Origin of the sequence: Bifidobacterium parmae, assembly GCF_002860365.1 — a bacterium.
Taxonomy (GTDB): domain Bacteria; phylum Actinomycetota; class Actinomycetes; order Actinomycetales; family Bifidobacteriaceae; genus Bifidobacterium; species Bifidobacterium parmae.
The window spans coordinates 1-16094 of the sequence record NZ_NMWT01000002.1; the positions used below are offsets into that span (position 1 = coordinate 1).

The following is a 16094-nucleotide window of genomic DNA, read 5'->3' on the forward strand; positions in this document are numbered from 1 at the left end:
GCACGCGAGCTGGGTTCAGAACGTCGTGAGACAGTTTGGTCTCTATCCTCTGCGCTCGTCGGAATACTGAGGAGACCTGCCCATAGTACGAGAGGACCTGGGTGGACGAACCTCCGGTACGCCGGTTGTCACGCCAGTGGCACCGCCGGTTGGCTGCGTTCGGAAGGGATAACCGCTGAAAGCATCTAAGCGGGAAGCCCGCTCCAAGATAAGTATTCCCCGGCTCTTCGGAGCCGTGACCCCCCATGAAGAACACGTGGTCGATAGGCCGGACGTGGAAGCCCCGCGAGGGGTGGAGCCGACCGGTACTAACGGGGAAGCGCGACACACACATCCCAACCCCTGGTTGGGACGGCATCAACCTCTTCTGCGAATCATGAACGACACGGAGCAACCGTGACGACACGACAAGACAATCAACACAGGCGTCCACCATCCGGTCCCCAAACCACCAGCCCGAGGGGATATACGAGGAAGCGGGAGCGCCTCGCCCCACAATTGAAGATTTGCGGCGGTCATAGCCCAGGAGAGACGCCCGGTCCCATTCCGAACCCGGAAGCTAAGACCTGGCACGGCGATGGTACTGCACCCGAGAGGATGTGGGAGAGTAGCACGCCGCCGCACCACACGTGAAACGGACCCCCGGTCGAGCCACACGGCTCCCGGGGGTCCACGCATACCCACACACACGCCCCCTTCAGGGGGAGCGGGGGGAACGGCGCGCGCGTCCGCGGATCCCGCCCCCGCCGGCGGGGGCTCCCGCGAAGCGGGCGGGGGTGGCCGCCCGACGCGTATAGGGGGACCACCCTCCGGCGCGCTGCGCGCGCCACCTCCCGCCAGCGGGAGGAACACCGCCATGCCCACCGGGGCGTGCCACCCCGCCAGCGGGAGGACGACACACTACTTGGCGCTGATGCGGCCTAGGGCTATAGCGGTGGTCAGTACATAGGCCTCACGGGGGTTGGTCGCGTCCCATCCGGTCGTATCGGCGGCGCGCTTCAGACGGTAGCGTACCGTGTTCGGATGCACGTTGAGCGTGCGCGCCGTAGTCTCCAGCGATCCTCCCGACGAGAGGAATGTGGACACCGTCATCATCGTCGGATCGTCGGCGCCGTGGCCGACCAGCGAACCGTACACCACATCCACCAGTTCGCGCCGCGCATCATCATCGCCGAGCAACGCACGCTCTGGAAGCGCATCCTCGGCACGCAGCGGCGTGAGCATCCGTTTGCGCGCGAGCGTCGTCGTCACACCGGACTTCGCCGCATCCGCGGCCGGCGCGCCAGCACCGTGTTCGACCAGCGCGGGCGCCGCACGCAACGTCGTCAACGCGGCGATCAACGTCGCCTCCGCACCGGACACGCCGTGACGCACCGGTCCGAGGCACAACGGCGTCGTCGTCGCATCGAACGCGCCCACGACCGCCGTACACGTCACGTCGGGGCTGACCGCCGCCTCCACGCGGATCAGCGCGGCGACCACGCCGTCACGCACGCCGACCAGCGGCAGACCACCGCCCAGATCGACGACCGCCTTCGCCACGCCGCGCATCGTCGCCTCGACGGTGGCCGCGGGGCGTCCCGCGATCGCGAAACACGCGAAACCGCCGTCGAAACCGAGCACGCGCAGCAGCGACGCGACGCGCTCGTCGGACAGTCCGGACGTCAGGGATTCGAACGCGACGCGCTCCACGCGGGCGCGGGCCGAACCGTCATCGTCGTCGGCTTCGGCGGCGTTCGTCAGCAGGTCCAGGAAATCAGTCATGTCTCCAGTGTAGTGAGTGCGGGCGCGGGGAGGACCCCTCAGTCGGCCTTCGGCCGACAGCTCCCCCTGGCAGGGGGAGCAGGGGAATCGGCGATCCTCCTTACGGGGAGCGGGGGAATCCGCCATCTCTCAAGGGGGAACGGGGGAACCGGCGATCTCTCAAGGGGAAGCAGGGGAATCGGCGATCAGCGGGTCTTGAAATACCGGAACAGGTGGCGTTCGCGGATCAGGAGCGCGCCGATCAGCGCGCCCGTCATCACGCCCGCATACCCGGCGGCCGGCACGCGCAGCAGCGCGGTGGTGAGCACCGCCGCATCGGTGCGCGTGTTCTCCAACCATGTCCAGGTGAACTCCGCCACGCTCATCAGCGTCGCGGCAATCGCCCACGCGGCCGTCTCGACGAGGATCTGCACGACCATCGCCGGTTTCGGCACGCCGCAGTGCAACGCGGACGCGAGCTCCAACCGTCGCCGCCACACGGAAACGAATCCTGCGATCAGCGCGACCACGCCGGCCACGATCGGCGCCCACGTGGTAAGACGCCCGCGGTACATCGCGGCCGCGTCGAACGTGCGTCCCAGCGACGTGTTCAACTGCGAGACCATCGGACGTTCCTGCGTACCCGTCGCATCGCCGACCGTCGTGACGCGCAGCAACGATTCGATGTTCTCCGGAACCGGCCACGATTTCACCCAACACTGGTCGAACAGGCCGCCGTACCCCGCGGGGACGGGCGTGACCGCCGCATACGAGTAGCCGCTCTGCCGCCCGTCGTCCGGCCACTCGTAGACGCCGGCGACGTCGAGCGTCCGCTCGTCGCGCAACGCGAGCCGGCTGCCGGCGCGGGCGGCGAGCGGCGCCGCCGCCTCGCCCGACAGCCATACGCCGTTCATATCGGACACCGTCGTGGATCTCGCCTCGCGCGCGTTCGCCGTGCTGTTGCGGAACACGCCGATCGCGCCCGGCGTCGCCTCATACATGGGCACGCCGGTCGACGGCAACGCGGCGAACGTGAGTTTCGTCTGCGAGGCGCGCGTCGCGCCGGCCGCGATGACGCCGTCGAGCGAGGCGAGACGGTCGCACGCGGTGCCGTCGATGCGGCCCGTGTACGTGATGACGGTGGTGGAGCCGCCCGCGGCGACGAACGCGTCCGCCTCGCGCTGGATCTTCGTGACCGCCATGAGGTCGGCACCCGCGCACAGGAGCAGCAGGAAGGCGAGCGTCAGGGCCATCCCGCACGCGTGCGATGTGCCGGTCGCGAGATTGCGCACGGCCTCGTCGAGGATGCCGGCGAGACGCATGCGGGGACGGGGCCGTTCGCGCGGCTGTCGCCGTCGCGTATCGTGTCGCCGCTGCGTATCGTGCGACTGCTTCGGCTGGTTCATGATGATGCCCTTCTGCTGCCGGATACGGCCGGTCATTGCCAGTCGCCGAGGTCGATGAGGTCGGTGCACGCGTCGCGCGTGCGCGGATCGTGCGTGGCGACCACGACGATCGCGCCGCCGAGCGACAACGCGTGAAGGCGCTCGTTCACGGTGGCGGCGGTGGTGAGGTCGAGTTGGGCGGTCGGCTCGTCGACGAGCATCAGGTCAGCGCCGCTGGCCACGCCGCGGGCGAGCATGAGCCGCTGCGCCTCGCCGCCGGACAGGTCACTGAACGGTTTGAAGGCGAGCCGTGTGAGACCGAACGCGTAGAGCAGGTCCAATGCGTGCGATTCGGCGTCGTGGCGGTTCTCGCCGCGCGCGATGAACGGGAGGGCCACATGGTCGATGGCGGTGCGGTTGGCCACACCGTGCGGGTTCTGCAGCACCCAGTTGACGCGGTCGCAGCCGATGCGCTCCACCGTGCCCTGCGCGGGCGCGGTCCAGCCGGCGATGATCGACAGCAGCGTCGACTTGCCGGAGCCGGACGGGCCGGTGAGCGCGTACACGTGCCGGGGGAGCAGCGTGACGGTGAGATGACGGAAGAGCATGTCCTCGCCGGTCGGGTCGAAGGTGTGGCCCACGTCGGTGAGGACGACGCGCTTGTCGGGGGTGATGGAGGCGGTGGTGTCGGTGATGTCGCTGGTGTCGGTGTTCATGGCGCTACTCCCGGCACGGCTTGCTGGTGGTGGGGGCGACGTCGACCGTGGTGAACGGGTCGACGCCGTCGGGCGAGACCATCGTCTTGCCGAGCTGCGAGGCGATGATCGTGACCGGCGTGGGCTCGCCCTTGACGCTCACGCACGCGGTGCCGCCCGACGTGCGGTAGAGCGCGGACGGCGGCACGGTGATCGACTCGATCGGATTCGCGAGACGCCACGTGAACGAGACCTGGAGCGTGCCGCCTTCGCCGGTTCCCGTGCCGCCGCCGGTGCTGGTTCCGGCGGCGCCGCTGCCGCCTCCGCCGGAACCGCCGCCGAGCGAGGCGAGACGGTATTCGGTGCTGGCGGCGATTGCGGCGAGCACCGCCGCGTCGGTGAGTTCGGTCGTGCCGGCGGCGACGGGGAAATCCTGGCCGTTCACGGTGAGGATACGGTCGCCGGCGACCGCGCCCGACGACTGCGTGGATGCGGACTGGGATGCGGATTGCGCGCCGGACTGGGATGCAGGCAGCGTGGCTTTGACGGGCGCGCCGGACGTGGCGAACAGGTCCGCTCCCTGCGTGGCCTGCCGGCCGACCGCGATCCGGCAGTCGGCGACGGTCACGGTGGCGGCGGGCAGCCAGATGAAGAACGAGGGGTCGATGGCCCAGCCGTCGTTCTTGGTGATGCGGCGTGCGCCCACGTCGCCGGCGAGCGTGTTATAGGCGACGATCGAATCCCAGACGAACCAGTCGGAATCGGGGGCGGCGTAGCCGAGCGCGCGCAACGCGTCGTTCAACGCGCGGGCGTCCGGTCCCTGCGTGCCGCTCGCGAGACGGCGGTACGGCGGGGTGGCGGTGTTGAGCGCGAGCAGGGGGACGGCGTCCACGGCGATCGGGGTGCTTCCCGATGCGACGGTCGCGTTCGTCGCGCAATCCGACGAGGTGACCGTGCCGGACACGGGCGAGGTGACGGTCGCGGAGGCGCCGAGCGCCAGCGTGAGCTGGACGGAACGGGAATCGTCGAAGCGGGTGGACGCGACCGTCATCGAGCCGGCGGGCGTGGAGGATTCCAACGACTGGGGGATGCGCGAGCGGGTGAGCAGGAATCCGCCGGCCACGCCCGTCGACAGCAGCAGCGCCGCCAGCAGGACGATCACGGAGACGGTGACGCCGGCGCGGGCTGGCTTGGACGTGGTGGCGGAGGAGGTCTTGGAGGTCGTCTTCCTGCGCATCGTGGGTGCCTCCTTGCTGATGTGGTCGATTCCACTGTATGGCGTTCCGGGTGTCCACCAGGAGGGGATACGTCATCCGGAGGACGACATCATCTCCTGACCGGCCGGCTTGGCCAGTTCAGGATTGACATTGGCGAAGTTTGCTTTGGTAGGAGGTGTCGTTGTTCTTCTCCGCGGAGAAGGGACCGGATTGGTCGGCGAGATCGGTGTCATAGTCGTTGACCGTGTAACCGCCATCCACGAGCCCCTGCTCGATGAGACAGGTGACGATGGTCTTGCGGATGTCTTTGTTGTCCGGATTCATCTGGACCGAAGCGACCAGACCTCGGATGGCCGCGGTGCCGTTCCGTTGATCGCAGGTCTGCTGGACCGTGTTGGTCCGCTCGCCCCAGGCTTTTCTCTCTTCTTCGGATAAGCCGGACGGCGGATAGACGCTTCCGGCGCCGGTCTTATCGAAATCGAAGGATCCGGGGTCGTATCCATGGTCGATGAAGCATTGGTCGTATTGCTCTTTGAGCTCGTTCAGCTCTCCCTCGGTCACGACACCATCCTCGAGGATCGACAGCCCTAACCGATTGTCGTTGCTGTCGCTTCGCAACTGCGATTGTACGATGCCCAGCTCTGTGGAATAACTGGTGTTGAGATCGTAGCCGTCGGTCGTCTTGGTGTTCGTGCCCGTATCGTGCCCGCCTGCCGCATTCACGGAGCAGCCGGCGAGTGCGACGAATAGGCATATTGTGCCTATCAAGGGAAAGAGACGTCCGACGAATCGTGCTGTTGTATTCACGTTAGTCCCCATTCATCGATGTAGCGTTGCCTCGATTGAGTGATGGCCGAGACAACGCTACGACTACGGAATCAGTACCAGAAAACCGGCCATACGGAGTACACGCCGTAGATGTTGTTCACTTCAGATGCCACATATTTCGGCTTGGTGGGACCGACTCGATAGACATCGAGTCCTCTGTCGTCATAACCTTGTGCAGCATGGCGCGACCAGTTGGCGGGATTGGCGACGGAATATGTGGCTGTCCAATAGCCGTATCCGTTGGAGCCGGATACGGAGGCGGCATTCGCCGTGGGGATTGCTCCTACGGTCAATACCACGGGAAGTATGATTCCTGATAACAGGGCGAGAAGTCGTCTTCTCATGACTGTTCCTTTCGATTGGTGTCCCGCACCGTTGCGGAACGATTCCATAGTGGCAGAATGAAGTATGGGCGACATGCTGATGGAAACCGACACGTAGACCTCAGGTCGACGGTGTTCCCGAAACCGGAGATGGTGTACGGGCCGGAACGGCTATCCTGCTTCATATGAAAGTTGTAGCGAGTCAGGCGATATCGGTGTTGTGCGTCTGGGCGTTGATCATGTCGATGATGACCATGGTCACGTCCGGATATCGGGAATCCGCCGTTAAGAGCCGGTCGTATAGTTGGGGTCTCGTCCTATGCCCGCCGTTCATTCCGCCGCAGTGGTGTCCGTGAGAGGAACCAGCGCGTAGCAGGACCATTCGCCTTCATGGGGAACGTAGGCGAGGATTCCTTGGATATGCGATATGCGTTGCGCATATATCGCCAGGCCCCGTCCACCTGATACGGTCGTCCGTTGCGATGTGGCGATTCCGTTCGTCTGTACGATTTCCAGATGGTCGTCGTGGAGTGTGATGCTCATCTGATAGGGGATTTCCTTATCGGCGTATCTGCCGATATTGGTGTAGAGCTCGCCGATGAGAGCCGCTGCCAACCGAATTCGGTCTGGCTGCGGTGCGGTGGTGAGTCCCCAGTCCTTGACGGTGCCTTCGCCATGCAATCCCATCGTCGCCAGTGCGCGGTCATGGACGGCACAGATCTCCGCGAGCTGCTGGTTGACGGCATCCCCTGCGACAGGGGTGTCTGTGTCGGATTGCCGTATCACGTCGATGATGGCGTGAAGTTCGTCCAGCGCCGCGCGCGCCTCGTCATGGATATCGTGCCATGCGGTGGAATCCGGCTGGGAATCCATCTCAGTCCGCATGATGATGTTGGCGAGTTTGTCCGCCACGAAATCGTGCATGCGCGCGGCGATCTGCAGCTGCTGCTCCTGATGCTCGTACTCCAGTTCGCGCAATGTGTGCTCGTGCATCCGTTCGCGGGATCGAAACTTGTCCGATATGAGACGGAACGTGTACCCCAACAATGCGATCGTCAGCATGAAGGAGATGATGAAGATCGATCCGGGGAGGTTCATCCCCGATGCTCCTGTGCCGTGGAACAAGGTCAGTTGCGTTATCTGCATCAACGCGTATATCGAGGCGCCCAGCACGACGGCTCTCACGGTTCCTTCGGCGTAGGACAGTATGCCCAATGACAGGCAGACGCCCCATAAGCGGCTGGGGCCGCCGACGGGCTGGGAAAAACAGCACGCCAGTTCCACCAGCATCATGCTCATGCTGCCGATGCGGGGGATCACGCCCACGGCGACGATTGCCACGCAATGCAGTACGGCGATGACCAGCGGATAGGTGCCTTGCGCGGGCCGCGCCGACCAGTCGAATCCGGTCAGCGTCAGCGCAAAGGCCACCAGGAGCCAGCGAATCACATGCCGTCCTGTTCCTGCCGGAATCCGGCGCACGATGTGTGCGACGTCGAAGATCCGCCGACGCTCCCCTTCACGCATCGGTTTCACCGGTCCAGATCGCGACGGCTTCACGCAATGATGTCGCGCCGAGCTTCGACCTGGCCTTCGCGATCAGCGTCTTCACCGTCGACTCGCTGATGTTCATGCGGGTGGCCACATCACGCAGGCGCAGACCGGTCGCGGCAAGGTTCATGGCTTCGGATTCCCTACCCGTCAACAGCTTCCGCGTCGGTTGGTTCTCCAATCGGATATGCGCGATCGTCGTCGTATCGAACATGGGGCCCCATGTACCTCCCGACGCTATCGTGCGGATCGCATGCCGCATGCCTGCACGATCCGTCTTGGCGACGATGCCCTGCGCGCCTGACAGGGAGGCGTCTTTGATGTAGTAATCCAACGAGAATGCGGTCATCGCCAGTATCGGAACGGCCGACGTGCTCTTGCGGATGCGGCGGCACACCCAGGCGCCGCTCTCCTTCTCACCCAACGACATATCCACCAGCAGTACGTCCGGACGCGTCTCACGGTCGAGGCACCGAGACACCGTTTCGGTAGGTGCGCATGACGTCCACAATACCCGGATTCCGGTCTCGTTGCCGAGAATCATCTCCAATCCCTCCAAGGTGAAGGGATTGTTGTCGAGAATCGCGATGCCGTACTGCTGTTGGATGCTCATACCTGTGATTGTAGGAGCGGTGATTGTGGACTTCGACGGTCTCGCCGCCATCCGTGCTGCGCGAATCGCGGTGGAAGGTGAGACAGAGGAAGGCGAAGCAGAAGGCGACGGGAAGCATGTGGCGTTCGAAGTTGTTCGCCGGCGCGGTGATCATCACGCCCATGAGCAGCAGCAGCGGCAGATGCCAGGCGAGCGAACGCCACCGCTTCAGGATCACCTCGGCCGCGCCGATGAGCAGCGTCAGGATCACGTAGAAGTTGCCGTGCGTCACCCATCCGAGCACCGGGATCGCGCCCCACGAGTCGGCGAACGTGGCCACGCGCTCGCGCCAATCATGGTTGACGTATCGGAGCCACGTCGAGTTCTTCTGCACGTAGTCGCTGTCCACGTAGTAGTTCATCGACACGTACGGCAGGTCCGCGATATCGAAGTAGCCGTAGCATTTCGCCATCAGCGCGTCCATCGCCACCACCGGGTTCGCCTTGACGATCTCGAGCCACGCCTTGTTGAAGTTCTTCATGTCGTCGGGTTTGACGGAACGCCAGCGATAGCTCACCTTCTTCGACTGGATACCGGAGGATTTCACCGGGTCCGCGTCCTGCGGGAAGTACGCGTCGGCCATCTGGTCGAGGTTGAAGACGGGGGCGAGCTCCTTGCGCGCCGATTCGGGGATCGTCTCCGGCGCGCGTTCGGCGACGCGGGCGATCATCTGCAACTGCACGCCGTGGCTTTCGATCGGGTCGCCGCCGATGATCGCGCCCGACGAGATCGCCATCGAGATGCCGCCGTGGATGAGGATCGTCGGCAGGAGGATCGCGACCACGTAGGTGGCCCAGCGTCGGCGGTCGGCGGCGATGGCGAGCACGAACTCGAACAGCAGCACGTACCACGCGTATTTCGCGGAGATCAGCATGACGGCGTTCGCCACGGTGAACGCGACGAGCGTACGGCGGGGGAGACGAAGGATGAGAGGCTTGCGGGAGGCGGATGCGTCGGTTCGGGAGGCGTCGGTGAGGGCGTGGAGCTCGTACCAGAAGCCGAACGCCCAGAGGAACGCGAATGCGAACAGCGGGGATTTCGTCAGCGAGATCGTCGAGAACACGGCCAGCGGGCAGACGAGGAAGAACACGACCACCGCGAGCCGCATGCCCGCATGCGCCGCCTCGGGCGGCAACGCGGGGCGCACGCCGCGTTCGGGACGGGCGAACGTGCGCGGGCGGAACCGGCTGCCGCGCTCTGGATGCGCGAAGTCGCGCCGGGCCGTGCGCACGTCGGTGCGGCGCATCCACGGCAGGTTGAGGAAGCGGTGCGCGGTCGCCGCCGTGCAGCAGACGGCGAACAGGAACTGGGCGGCGGCGAGCGCGATCACGCCCCAATCGTTCGACCCGGTCAGGTACCGGCTCGCGGCCATCGTCGCGCCGTAGAAGATCGTGAGCACGATGTTGTGCTGGTCGGTCAGATACGTCGGGTCGGCGGGCCACAGATAGTGTGCGGTCGGATAGATGTCCATCGGGGCGAACGAGAAGAAGCCGATGTACGGCTGTTTCAAGCCGGTCCACTGGTTCCACGCCCAACTGAACTCGCGCGCCTGGCTGCGCAGGTCCGCGCCGAACGCGGCGAGCAGCGTGGTCGGCGCCCACAGCCAGCCGACGAGGAAGACGGTCCACAGCTTCCAGCGACGGTCGGTGAGACGCACGATCCAGCGGGAGAGGAACGCGTGCGCGTGCGTCGCCGCGATGCGCGCGCGGGCGCACCACCGTGTGCGGCGGCTGTCCGGTGCGCCGGAGCCTTGCTCGGATGACGCGTCAGCGTCGGCGGGGATCGGAATCCCGGAGCGGCGCCGGCGTAGCCGCTCCGGCAGGATGCGGCGCGGCGTGCGCTCGCCGGTCGCGCGGTCCGTATGCCAGCCGAGCGGCGGCTCCCGCCTGCCCACGCGCACCAGCGCGACGATGAGGGCCATGTAGATGACGAAGGCGAGAAGACCGTACAGCGCGTTCAGCCAGCCGAACGCGGCGATCGAGGAATCCTCCCAATACAACGGGCTGACGGCCGTGCACCAGGAGAGCCACAGCACCGCCGCCACGGCCAACGCCCACCGTGCCGTCGAACCGATGCGGTCGATGGGGCGGCCGCGGCGCGGCGCGGAAGCGGATGCCGTGACCTTGGCCGTCGCGCTCGCCGTCGTGGTGGGGGGATTCGCTGTGACGTCACTCATAGGACGGTATTCTACCGTCGCGTCCGCATCCCTGAGAGGGCTTGGGGGAGGCGGGGCGTATGGTGGTGGGCATGATTTCACTGTTGAAGGTCGCAGCATCGGAGCTGGACAATACGAGGCGCACCGCGGACAAGGTCGTATCGGTCGCGGATATGGATTCGACGCACGCCGAGGCGCGGCGCATGCTCGGGCGCGGCGAGGTCGTGCTGGAACGCGGCGAGGGGGAGCTGCCGGTCACCGTGATCACCGCCGACTATCTGAGCAACGCGCTGGTCAGGTTCGGACGCCAGTGGATCATGGCGCCGGGCAAATCGTTGGCGGCGACGTTCGTGAGCGTGATTCCCGAAAGCGTCGCGGACGATGAGATGGTCAACGGGTGGCTGGCGATGATCGCCGAACTCTCCCTGCTGGATGCGCTGGAGGGCGCGGTCGACGACTGCGGCGCCCGCCCTTACGACGATGAGTGCGGGTTCCAGCTCAAATGGCCGAACGACCTGTACTGCCACGGCTTGAAGCTGGGCGGCACGGTCGCCGAGGTGATGCCGCTGCACGGGGACCCCGACCGGCGGGCCATCGTGTTCAGCGCGGGATTGAACCTGTTCATGCCGGCCGACCACCTGCCCACGGCCCAGGCCACGTCGCTGCAGATGAACGTGGGGCCGCTGCCGCCGGTCGACGAATTGCGCGACCTCATCATCGCGCGGTACGTCGAGTCGATGCGTTCCCGGCTGGAGGCGTTCATCGCCGCGCCGCTCGTGCAGGCGGGTCGTCTGCGCGCCGAGATGCGTCACGTGTGCTGGATGATGGGACGCACCGTCGACGCGCAGCTCATCGACGGCAGCGCCGTACACGGCGAGGTGGTCGCGTTGAACGACGACGCGTCGATCAGCGTGCGTACGAGGGACGGCGCCGTACGCGCCCTCCTCGCCAGCGAAGTGGGATTGCTGCAATGACGAGCGGTTCACGATTTTCCCGTCCGGGAGAATCGTGAACCGGAAACGCGCATTTTCGCACACGCGGAGTGTGTGGGAACGGCGGAATATCAAGGAAGCCCATGTTCGAGCGAACATGGGCTCAGTTCACGATCCGAGCAGGTCGGAAATCGTGAACCAAGGGCGCTCACAGACGGGCGAGGCCGGCGGCGACGAGGGAGGCGACGGCGGCCTTGACGACGTCGCCGATCACGAAGCCCATCGAGGCGATGGCGACGGCCGCGATCGGCGCGCCGGTCAGCGCGGACTGGACGAGGAATCCGAACGCGTAGACGACCGCGACGCCGCCGAGGATCGCGGCAGCGAAGTAGCGCAACGCGGCGAGGAACGTCGCCTTGGCGCCGCGGGAACCGGCCTTGCCCTTGAGCAGGGCGATGACGACCACGCCCGGCAGGAAGCCGAGCAGGAAGCCGGCGCTCGGTCCGACGAGCGCCATCGTGGAGGCGCCGCCGGCGAACACCGGCAGACCCGCCGCACCGGCCGCGAGGTATGCGGCGACGGCGGCGCCCGCCTGACGCCATGTGAGCATGAGGCCGGCGAGCATCACGACGAACGTCTGCAGCGTAATCGGCACCGGCGTGCCGGGGATCGGAATCTCGCCGGCGGCGGCGGAGACCCACATGAGCACGGCGAACAGCACCGGCTTCCAGGAGACGGCGGCGACGCGGCGCGCGACGGAGACGGACTTGGCGGCGGACGGCGCGGGGGTGTTGGACTGCATGATGATGGTTCCCTTCTCGTGAAAAGGCGGATCCGAACGACGGGTTCCGCCCGGCCGCCGGATGGTCCGCGGCCTTCCCGGTGCGGCGGCCACGGTCCGCCGCCGGTGTTGTCACCGAGGATAGGACCGTCAAGCTACGGTGACGTTTGTGGAAGGTAACAAAAGTTCGCATCGCGTTTTGTAGACGTTTCGATTGAAACCGTCAGTTCTGAAGAGCAGAATCTGACGGTATGGGGCAATCCGTCAAGAAACTACTTATCGCCAATCGTGGTGAAATCGCCATGCGCGTGGTCCGCACCGCGCGTGAGATGGGCATCGCCACGGTGGCCGTCTACGCCGAACAGGACCGCGGGGCGCAATACGTGTCGCTCGCCGACGAGGCGTACCTGCTGCCCGGCGACACCTATCAGGACACGTACCTCAACGAGGACCTGCTCATCGACATCCTGAAGCGCTCCGGCGCGGACGCCGTGCACCCCGGATACGGCTTCCTGTCCGAAGTGCCGTCCTTCGCCGCCAAGGTCGAGGAGGCCGGCGCGATCTGGGTGGGCCCGCACCATACGGCGCTCACCGAGCTCGGCGACAAGATCACCGCGCGCCGCGTCGCGCTGCGCGCCAAGGTGCCGCCCGTGCCCGGCCTGTCCGAATCGGTCAAGGACATCCGCACGCTGCTCGACTTCGCGCACACGCACGGCTACCCGATCATGATGAAGCGCACCGACGGCGGCGGCGGCCACGGCATCACCGTCGTGCGCGACGACGAGGAGCTGCGCCGCTTCTACACGAACCACGACGCGCTCGAAGGCGGTGACCTCGACGAGTACTTCATCGAGAAGTTCATCGACAAGGCGCGCCACGTCGAGACCCAGTCGGGCCGCGACAGCCACGGCAACTTCACCGTCTACTCGACGCGCGACTGCTCGCTGCAGCGGCGCAACCAGAAGCTCGTCGAGGAGGCGCCCGCGCCGTTCCTGACGGACAAGGTGACCGAGACGCTCGTCGAATACTCCCGCCGCCTGTTCACCACCGTCGACTACACGGGACTCGGCACCTGCGAGTTCATGGTCACGCCGAACGGCAAGGTCTACTTCCTCGAGGTGAACCCGCGCCTGCAGGTCGAGCACACCGTCTCCGAGGAGGTCAGCGGCCTCGACCTCGTGCGCGAGCAGCTGAACATCGCCGCCGGCGGCGAGCTCACGCCCGCGCCCGAGCCGCGCGGCCACAGCTTCGAGCTGCGCATCACCTCCGAGGATCCGGCCACGAACCTCACGCCGTCCTCCGGCACGCTGGAGCGCATCGTGTGGCCGTCCGGCCCCGGCGTGCGCATCGACACGGGCGTGGTCGAAGGCGACACGGTGTCGCCGAAATTCGATTCGATGATGGGTAAGGTCGTCGTCACCGCGCAGGATCGCGCCGCCGCCGTGGCGCGCGTGCGCCGCGTGCTCGACGAGATGGTCATCGAGGGCGTGCCGACGCCGATCCCGCTGTTCAAGGAGATCTTCCGCGACGACGCGTTCACCGCCGAGCACGGCCACGCGTTCGACGTGAGCACGAAATGGCTGGAACGCACGTACCTGAACCGCGAGGCGAACGCGGCGCGCGGCGGGCAGCCGGCGTCGCTCGCCGGCGCGCCCGGCGCGGACGCGAAGGTCGCCTCCGAGACGTTCGTCATCGAGATGAACGACCGCCGCGTCAAGCTCACCGTGCCGCTCGACGTCGTCGAGAACCTCACCGGCGGCGCCCGAGCGCGCGGCGCGAAACGGCCCACGCAGCCGCTGCGCGGCTCCGGCTCGCACGCCGGAACCGTCGCGCGCGGCCCGGTCGACGACGGATCGAAGTCCGGCGTCATCGCCTCGCCGATGCAGGCCGTCGTCACGCGCGTCAACGTGGCGGAGGGGCAGGAGGTCGCGAAGGGCGACCTGATCGTCGTGCTCGAATCGATGAAGATGGAGAACTACGTGTACGCGCCGGCCGCGGGCACGGTGAAGAAGATCTTCGTCGGTCCGGCCGACGGCGTCGAAGCCGGCGACACGCTGGTCACGCTGGACGTGGTTGGGGCGTCCGGCTCGGCCGGCGGGCCGCAGGTCGACGCCGCCGACGACAAGAAGAAGGAGGGCGCGGAATGACCGACATCGTGGAGATGCCCGCCGTGCGCGACGCCGTGAAGCAGGCCGCGCAGGCCGGCGACGCGGCGGCAGACGGCCGTCAGCCGCTGCGCGCGGCCGTCGTCAAGGCCGCCGAACTCGCGCGCGACGCCGAGAACCGCGCGCGCGACAAGCAGCACGCCAAGCACAAGAAGACGGCGCGCGAACGCCTCGACCTGCTGTTCGACACCGGCAGCTTCGAGGAGATCGGCCGCTTCCAGGGCGGCGACATCAACGCCGGGAAGGCCGGCGCCGCCGTCATCACCGGATTCGGCCTCGTCTACGGGCGCAAGGTCGCCGTCTACGCGCAGGACTTCTCCGTCAAGGGCGGCACGCTCGGCACCGCGGAAGGCGAGAAGATCTGCCATCTCATGGACATGGCCATCGCGCTCAAGGTGCCGATCGTCGCCATCGTCGACTCCGGCGGCGCACGCATCCAGGAGGGCGTCGCCGCGCTCACCCAGTACGGCCGCATCTTCCGCAAGACCTGCGAGGCGAGCGGCTACGTGCCGCAGATCTCGCTGATCCTCGGCCCGTGCGCGGGCGGCGCCGTCTACTGCCCGGCCCTCACGGACCTCATCATCATGACGCGCGAGAACTCCGACATGTTCGTCACCGGACCGGACGTCGTCAAGGCCGCGACCGGCGAGACCATCTCGATGGCCGACCTGGGCGGCGGCGAGGTCCACAACCGCAAGTCGGGCGTCGCGCACTACCTCGGCGCCGACGAATCCGACGCGATCGACTACGCGCGCACCGTGCTCGCCTACCTGCCGTCCAACTGCGACGAACAGCCGCCGGTCTACGCGTACGCCGCCACGCGCGCCGAACGCGAGACCGCGAAGCGCCTCGCCACGCTCGTGCCCGACAACGACCGCCAGCCGTACGACATGCTCGACGTGATCCGCTGCATCGTCGACTACGGCGAGTTCGTGCAGGTGCACGAACTGTTCGCCGCGTCCGCGCTCGTCGGATTCGCGTGCGTCGAAGGCCGCCCGGTCGGCATCGTCGCGAACCAGCCGAACGTGAACGCCGGCATCCTCGACGTGGACTCCTCCGAGAAGATCGCCCGCTTCGTGCGCCTGTGCGACGCGTTCAACCTGCCCGTCGTCACCCTCGTGGACACGCCCGGCTACAAGCCCGGCGCCGAACAGGAGCACGCGGGCATCATCCGCCGCGGCGCGAAGGTCATCTACGCGTACGCGAACGCGCAGGTGCCGCTCGTCACCGTCGTGCTGCGCAAGGCGTTCGGCGGCGCGTACATCGTGATGGGCTCCAAGGCCATCGGCGCCGACATGAACTTCGCCTGGCCGAGCTCGCAGATCGCGGTGCTCGGCGCGGCCGGCGCGGTGAACATCATCCACCGCCACGACCTCGCCAAGGCCAAGGCGTCCGGCCGCGACGTGGAAGCGCTGCGCGCCAAGTACATCGCCGACTACGAGGAGACCACCGTCAACGCGAACCTCTCGCTCGAACTCGGGCAGATCGACGCGATGATCGACCCCGAGCAGACGCGCGAGGCGATCGTCGCCTCGCTCGGCACGCTCGCCACCAAACGCCGCGTCCGCCCGAACGACAAGCACCACGGCAACCAGCCGCTGTAGTGTCCGCCCCCGCCGGCGGGGGGGCAAGCGGACTTACGTGACACAACAGAAGACCACCCCCAG

At 66.7% G+C, this 16094-nt stretch carries 13 protein-coding genes and 2 rRNA genes; 5 read left to right on the forward strand and 10 right to left on the reverse strand.

The annotated features are described in order from the left end of the window. Together Uis4E_RS01165 and rrf are read left to right on the forward strand one after the other, a co-directional pair. A 23S ribosomal RNA gene (locus tag Uis4E_RS01165) occupies positions 1-332 on the forward strand; the annotation flags it as partial. A gap of 175 nt (positions 333-507) precedes the next feature. Continuing rightward, a 5S ribosomal RNA gene (gene rrf / locus Uis4E_RS01170) occupies positions 508-624 on the forward strand. A gap of 276 nt (positions 625-900) precedes the next feature. On the opposite strand, the gene Uis4E_RS01175 is transcribed toward rrf, so the two are convergent. The 9 genes from Uis4E_RS01175 to Uis4E_RS01210 form a co-directional block, all read right to left on the reverse strand. Further along, on the reverse strand, positions 901-1764 hold the full coding sequence (locus Uis4E_RS01175) for a PucR family transcriptional regulator (RefSeq protein ID WP_101621436.1): 864 nt from the start codon (positions 1762-1764) through the stop codon (positions 901-903). 185 nt (positions 1765-1949) lie between these two features. Then, positions 1950-3185 (reverse strand): hypothetical protein, encoded by a 1236-nt coding sequence (locus tag Uis4E_RS01180; protein WP_101621437.1) that lies wholly within the window; start codon positions 3183-3185, stop codon positions 1950-1952. Beyond that, positions 3182-3844: an ATP-binding cassette domain-containing protein gene (locus Uis4E_RS01185; protein ID WP_101621438.1), complete on the reverse strand. Its 663-nt coding sequence runs from the start codon at positions 3842-3844 to the stop codon at positions 3182-3184. The genes Uis4E_RS01180 and Uis4E_RS01185 overlap by 4 nt, the downstream gene beginning before the upstream one ends. Before the next feature lie 4 nt (positions 3845-3848). After that, positions 3849-5060: a hypothetical protein gene (locus Uis4E_RS01190; protein ID WP_101621439.1), complete on the reverse strand. Its 1212-nt coding sequence runs from the start codon at positions 5058-5060 to the stop codon at positions 3849-3851. Positions 5061-5178: 118 nt separating this feature from the next. Next, positions 5179-5847 (reverse strand): hypothetical protein, encoded by a 669-nt coding sequence (locus tag Uis4E_RS11615; protein ID WP_133125366.1) that lies wholly within the window; start codon positions 5845-5847, stop codon positions 5179-5181. Between the two features lie 71 nt (positions 5848-5918). Beyond that, a complete protein-coding gene (locus tag Uis4E_RS11620) occupies positions 5919-6212 on the reverse strand; it encodes a hypothetical protein (RefSeq protein WP_133125367.1) in 294 nt (97 codons plus the stop codon). A 309-nt stretch (positions 6213-6521) separates the two neighbouring features. Then, on the reverse strand, positions 6522-7718 hold the full coding sequence (locus Uis4E_RS01200) for a sensor histidine kinase (protein ID WP_133125368.1): 1197 nt from the start codon (positions 7716-7718) through the stop codon (positions 6522-6524). Further along, complete coding sequence (locus Uis4E_RS01205) at positions 7711-8286, reverse strand: response regulator transcription factor (RefSeq protein WP_243394264.1); 576 nt, start codon at positions 8284-8286, stop codon at positions 7711-7713. Before Uis4E_RS01205 ends, Uis4E_RS01200 begins: the two co-directional genes overlap by 8 nt. Next, positions 8201-10570, reverse strand: coding sequence for a DUF6020 family protein (locus Uis4E_RS01210; protein WP_243394265.1), 2370 nt, complete (start codon positions 10568-10570; stop codon positions 8201-8203). Before Uis4E_RS01210 ends, Uis4E_RS01205 begins: the two co-directional genes overlap by 86 nt. A gap of 71 nt (positions 10571-10641) precedes the next feature. Between Uis4E_RS01210 and Uis4E_RS01215 the strand changes: the two genes are divergently transcribed. Continuing rightward, positions 10642-11523 (forward strand): biotin--[acetyl-CoA-carboxylase] ligase, encoded by an 882-nt coding sequence (locus tag Uis4E_RS01215; RefSeq protein ID WP_101621484.1) that lies wholly within the window; start codon positions 10642-10644, stop codon positions 11521-11523. Positions 11524-11689: 166 nt separating this feature from the next. Here the strand turns inward: Uis4E_RS01215 and Uis4E_RS01220 are convergent, their stop codons facing one another. Continuing rightward, positions 11690-12283: a biotin transporter BioY gene (locus Uis4E_RS01220; protein WP_101621443.1), complete on the reverse strand. Its 594-nt coding sequence runs from the start codon at positions 12281-12283 to the stop codon at positions 11690-11692. A 230-nt stretch (positions 12284-12513) separates the two neighbouring features. On the opposite strand from Uis4E_RS01220, the gene Uis4E_RS01225 reads away from it, so the two are divergent. Continuing rightward, a complete protein-coding gene (locus Uis4E_RS01225) occupies positions 12514-14409 on the forward strand; it encodes an acetyl/propionyl/methylcrotonyl-CoA carboxylase subunit alpha (protein ID WP_101621444.1) in 1896 nt (631 codons plus the stop codon). Then, on the forward strand, positions 14406-16031 hold the full coding sequence (locus Uis4E_RS01230) for an acyl-CoA carboxylase subunit beta (protein WP_101621445.1): 1626 nt from the start codon (positions 14406-14408) through the stop codon (positions 16029-16031). The genes Uis4E_RS01225 and Uis4E_RS01230 overlap by 4 nt, the downstream gene beginning before the upstream one ends. Positions 16032-16094: the final 63 nt, after the last annotated feature.

Coding starts and splice junctions, on each gene's coding strand:
- Uis4E_RS01205 (WP_243394264.1), bottom strand. CDS start 8,286: ATGATTCTCGGCAACGAGACCGGAATCCGGGTATTGTGGACGTCATGC.
- Uis4E_RS01200 (WP_133125368.1), bottom strand. CDS start 7,718: ATGCGTGAAGGGGAGCGTCGGCGGATCTTCGACGTCGCACACATCGTG.
- Uis4E_RS01185 (WP_101621438.1), bottom strand. CDS start 3,844: ATGAACACCGACACCAGCGACATCACCGACACCACCGCCTCCATCACC.
- Uis4E_RS01175 (WP_101621436.1), bottom strand. CDS start 1,764: ATGACTGATTTCCTGGACCTGCTGACGAACGCCGCCGAAGCCGACGAC.
- Uis4E_RS01190 (WP_101621439.1), bottom strand. CDS start 5,060: ATGCGCAGGAAGACGACCTCCAAGACCTCCTCCGCCACCACGTCCAAG.
- Uis4E_RS01210 (WP_243394265.1), bottom strand. CDS start 10,570: ATGAGTGACGTCACAGCGAATCCCCCCACCACGACGGCGAGCGCGACG.
- Uis4E_RS01215 (WP_101621484.1), top strand. CDS start 10,642: ATGATTTCACTGTTGAAGGTCGCAGCATCGGAGCTGGACAATACGAGG.
- Uis4E_RS01220 (WP_101621443.1), bottom strand. CDS start 12,283: ATGCAGTCCAACACCCCCGCGCCGTCCGCCGCCAAGTCCGTCTCCGTC.
- Uis4E_RS01230 (WP_101621445.1), top strand. CDS start 14,406: ATGACCGACATCGTGGAGATGCCCGCCGTGCGCGACGCCGTGAAGCAG.
- Uis4E_RS01180 (WP_101621437.1), bottom strand. CDS start 3,185: ATGACCGGCCGTATCCGGCAGCAGAAGGGCATCATCATGAACCAGCCG.
- Uis4E_RS11620 (WP_133125367.1), bottom strand. CDS start 6,212: ATGAGAAGACGACTTCTCGCCCTGTTATCAGGAATCATACTTCCCGTG.
- Uis4E_RS01225 (WP_101621444.1), top strand. CDS start 12,514: ATGGGGCAATCCGTCAAGAAACTACTTATCGCCAATCGTGGTGAAATC.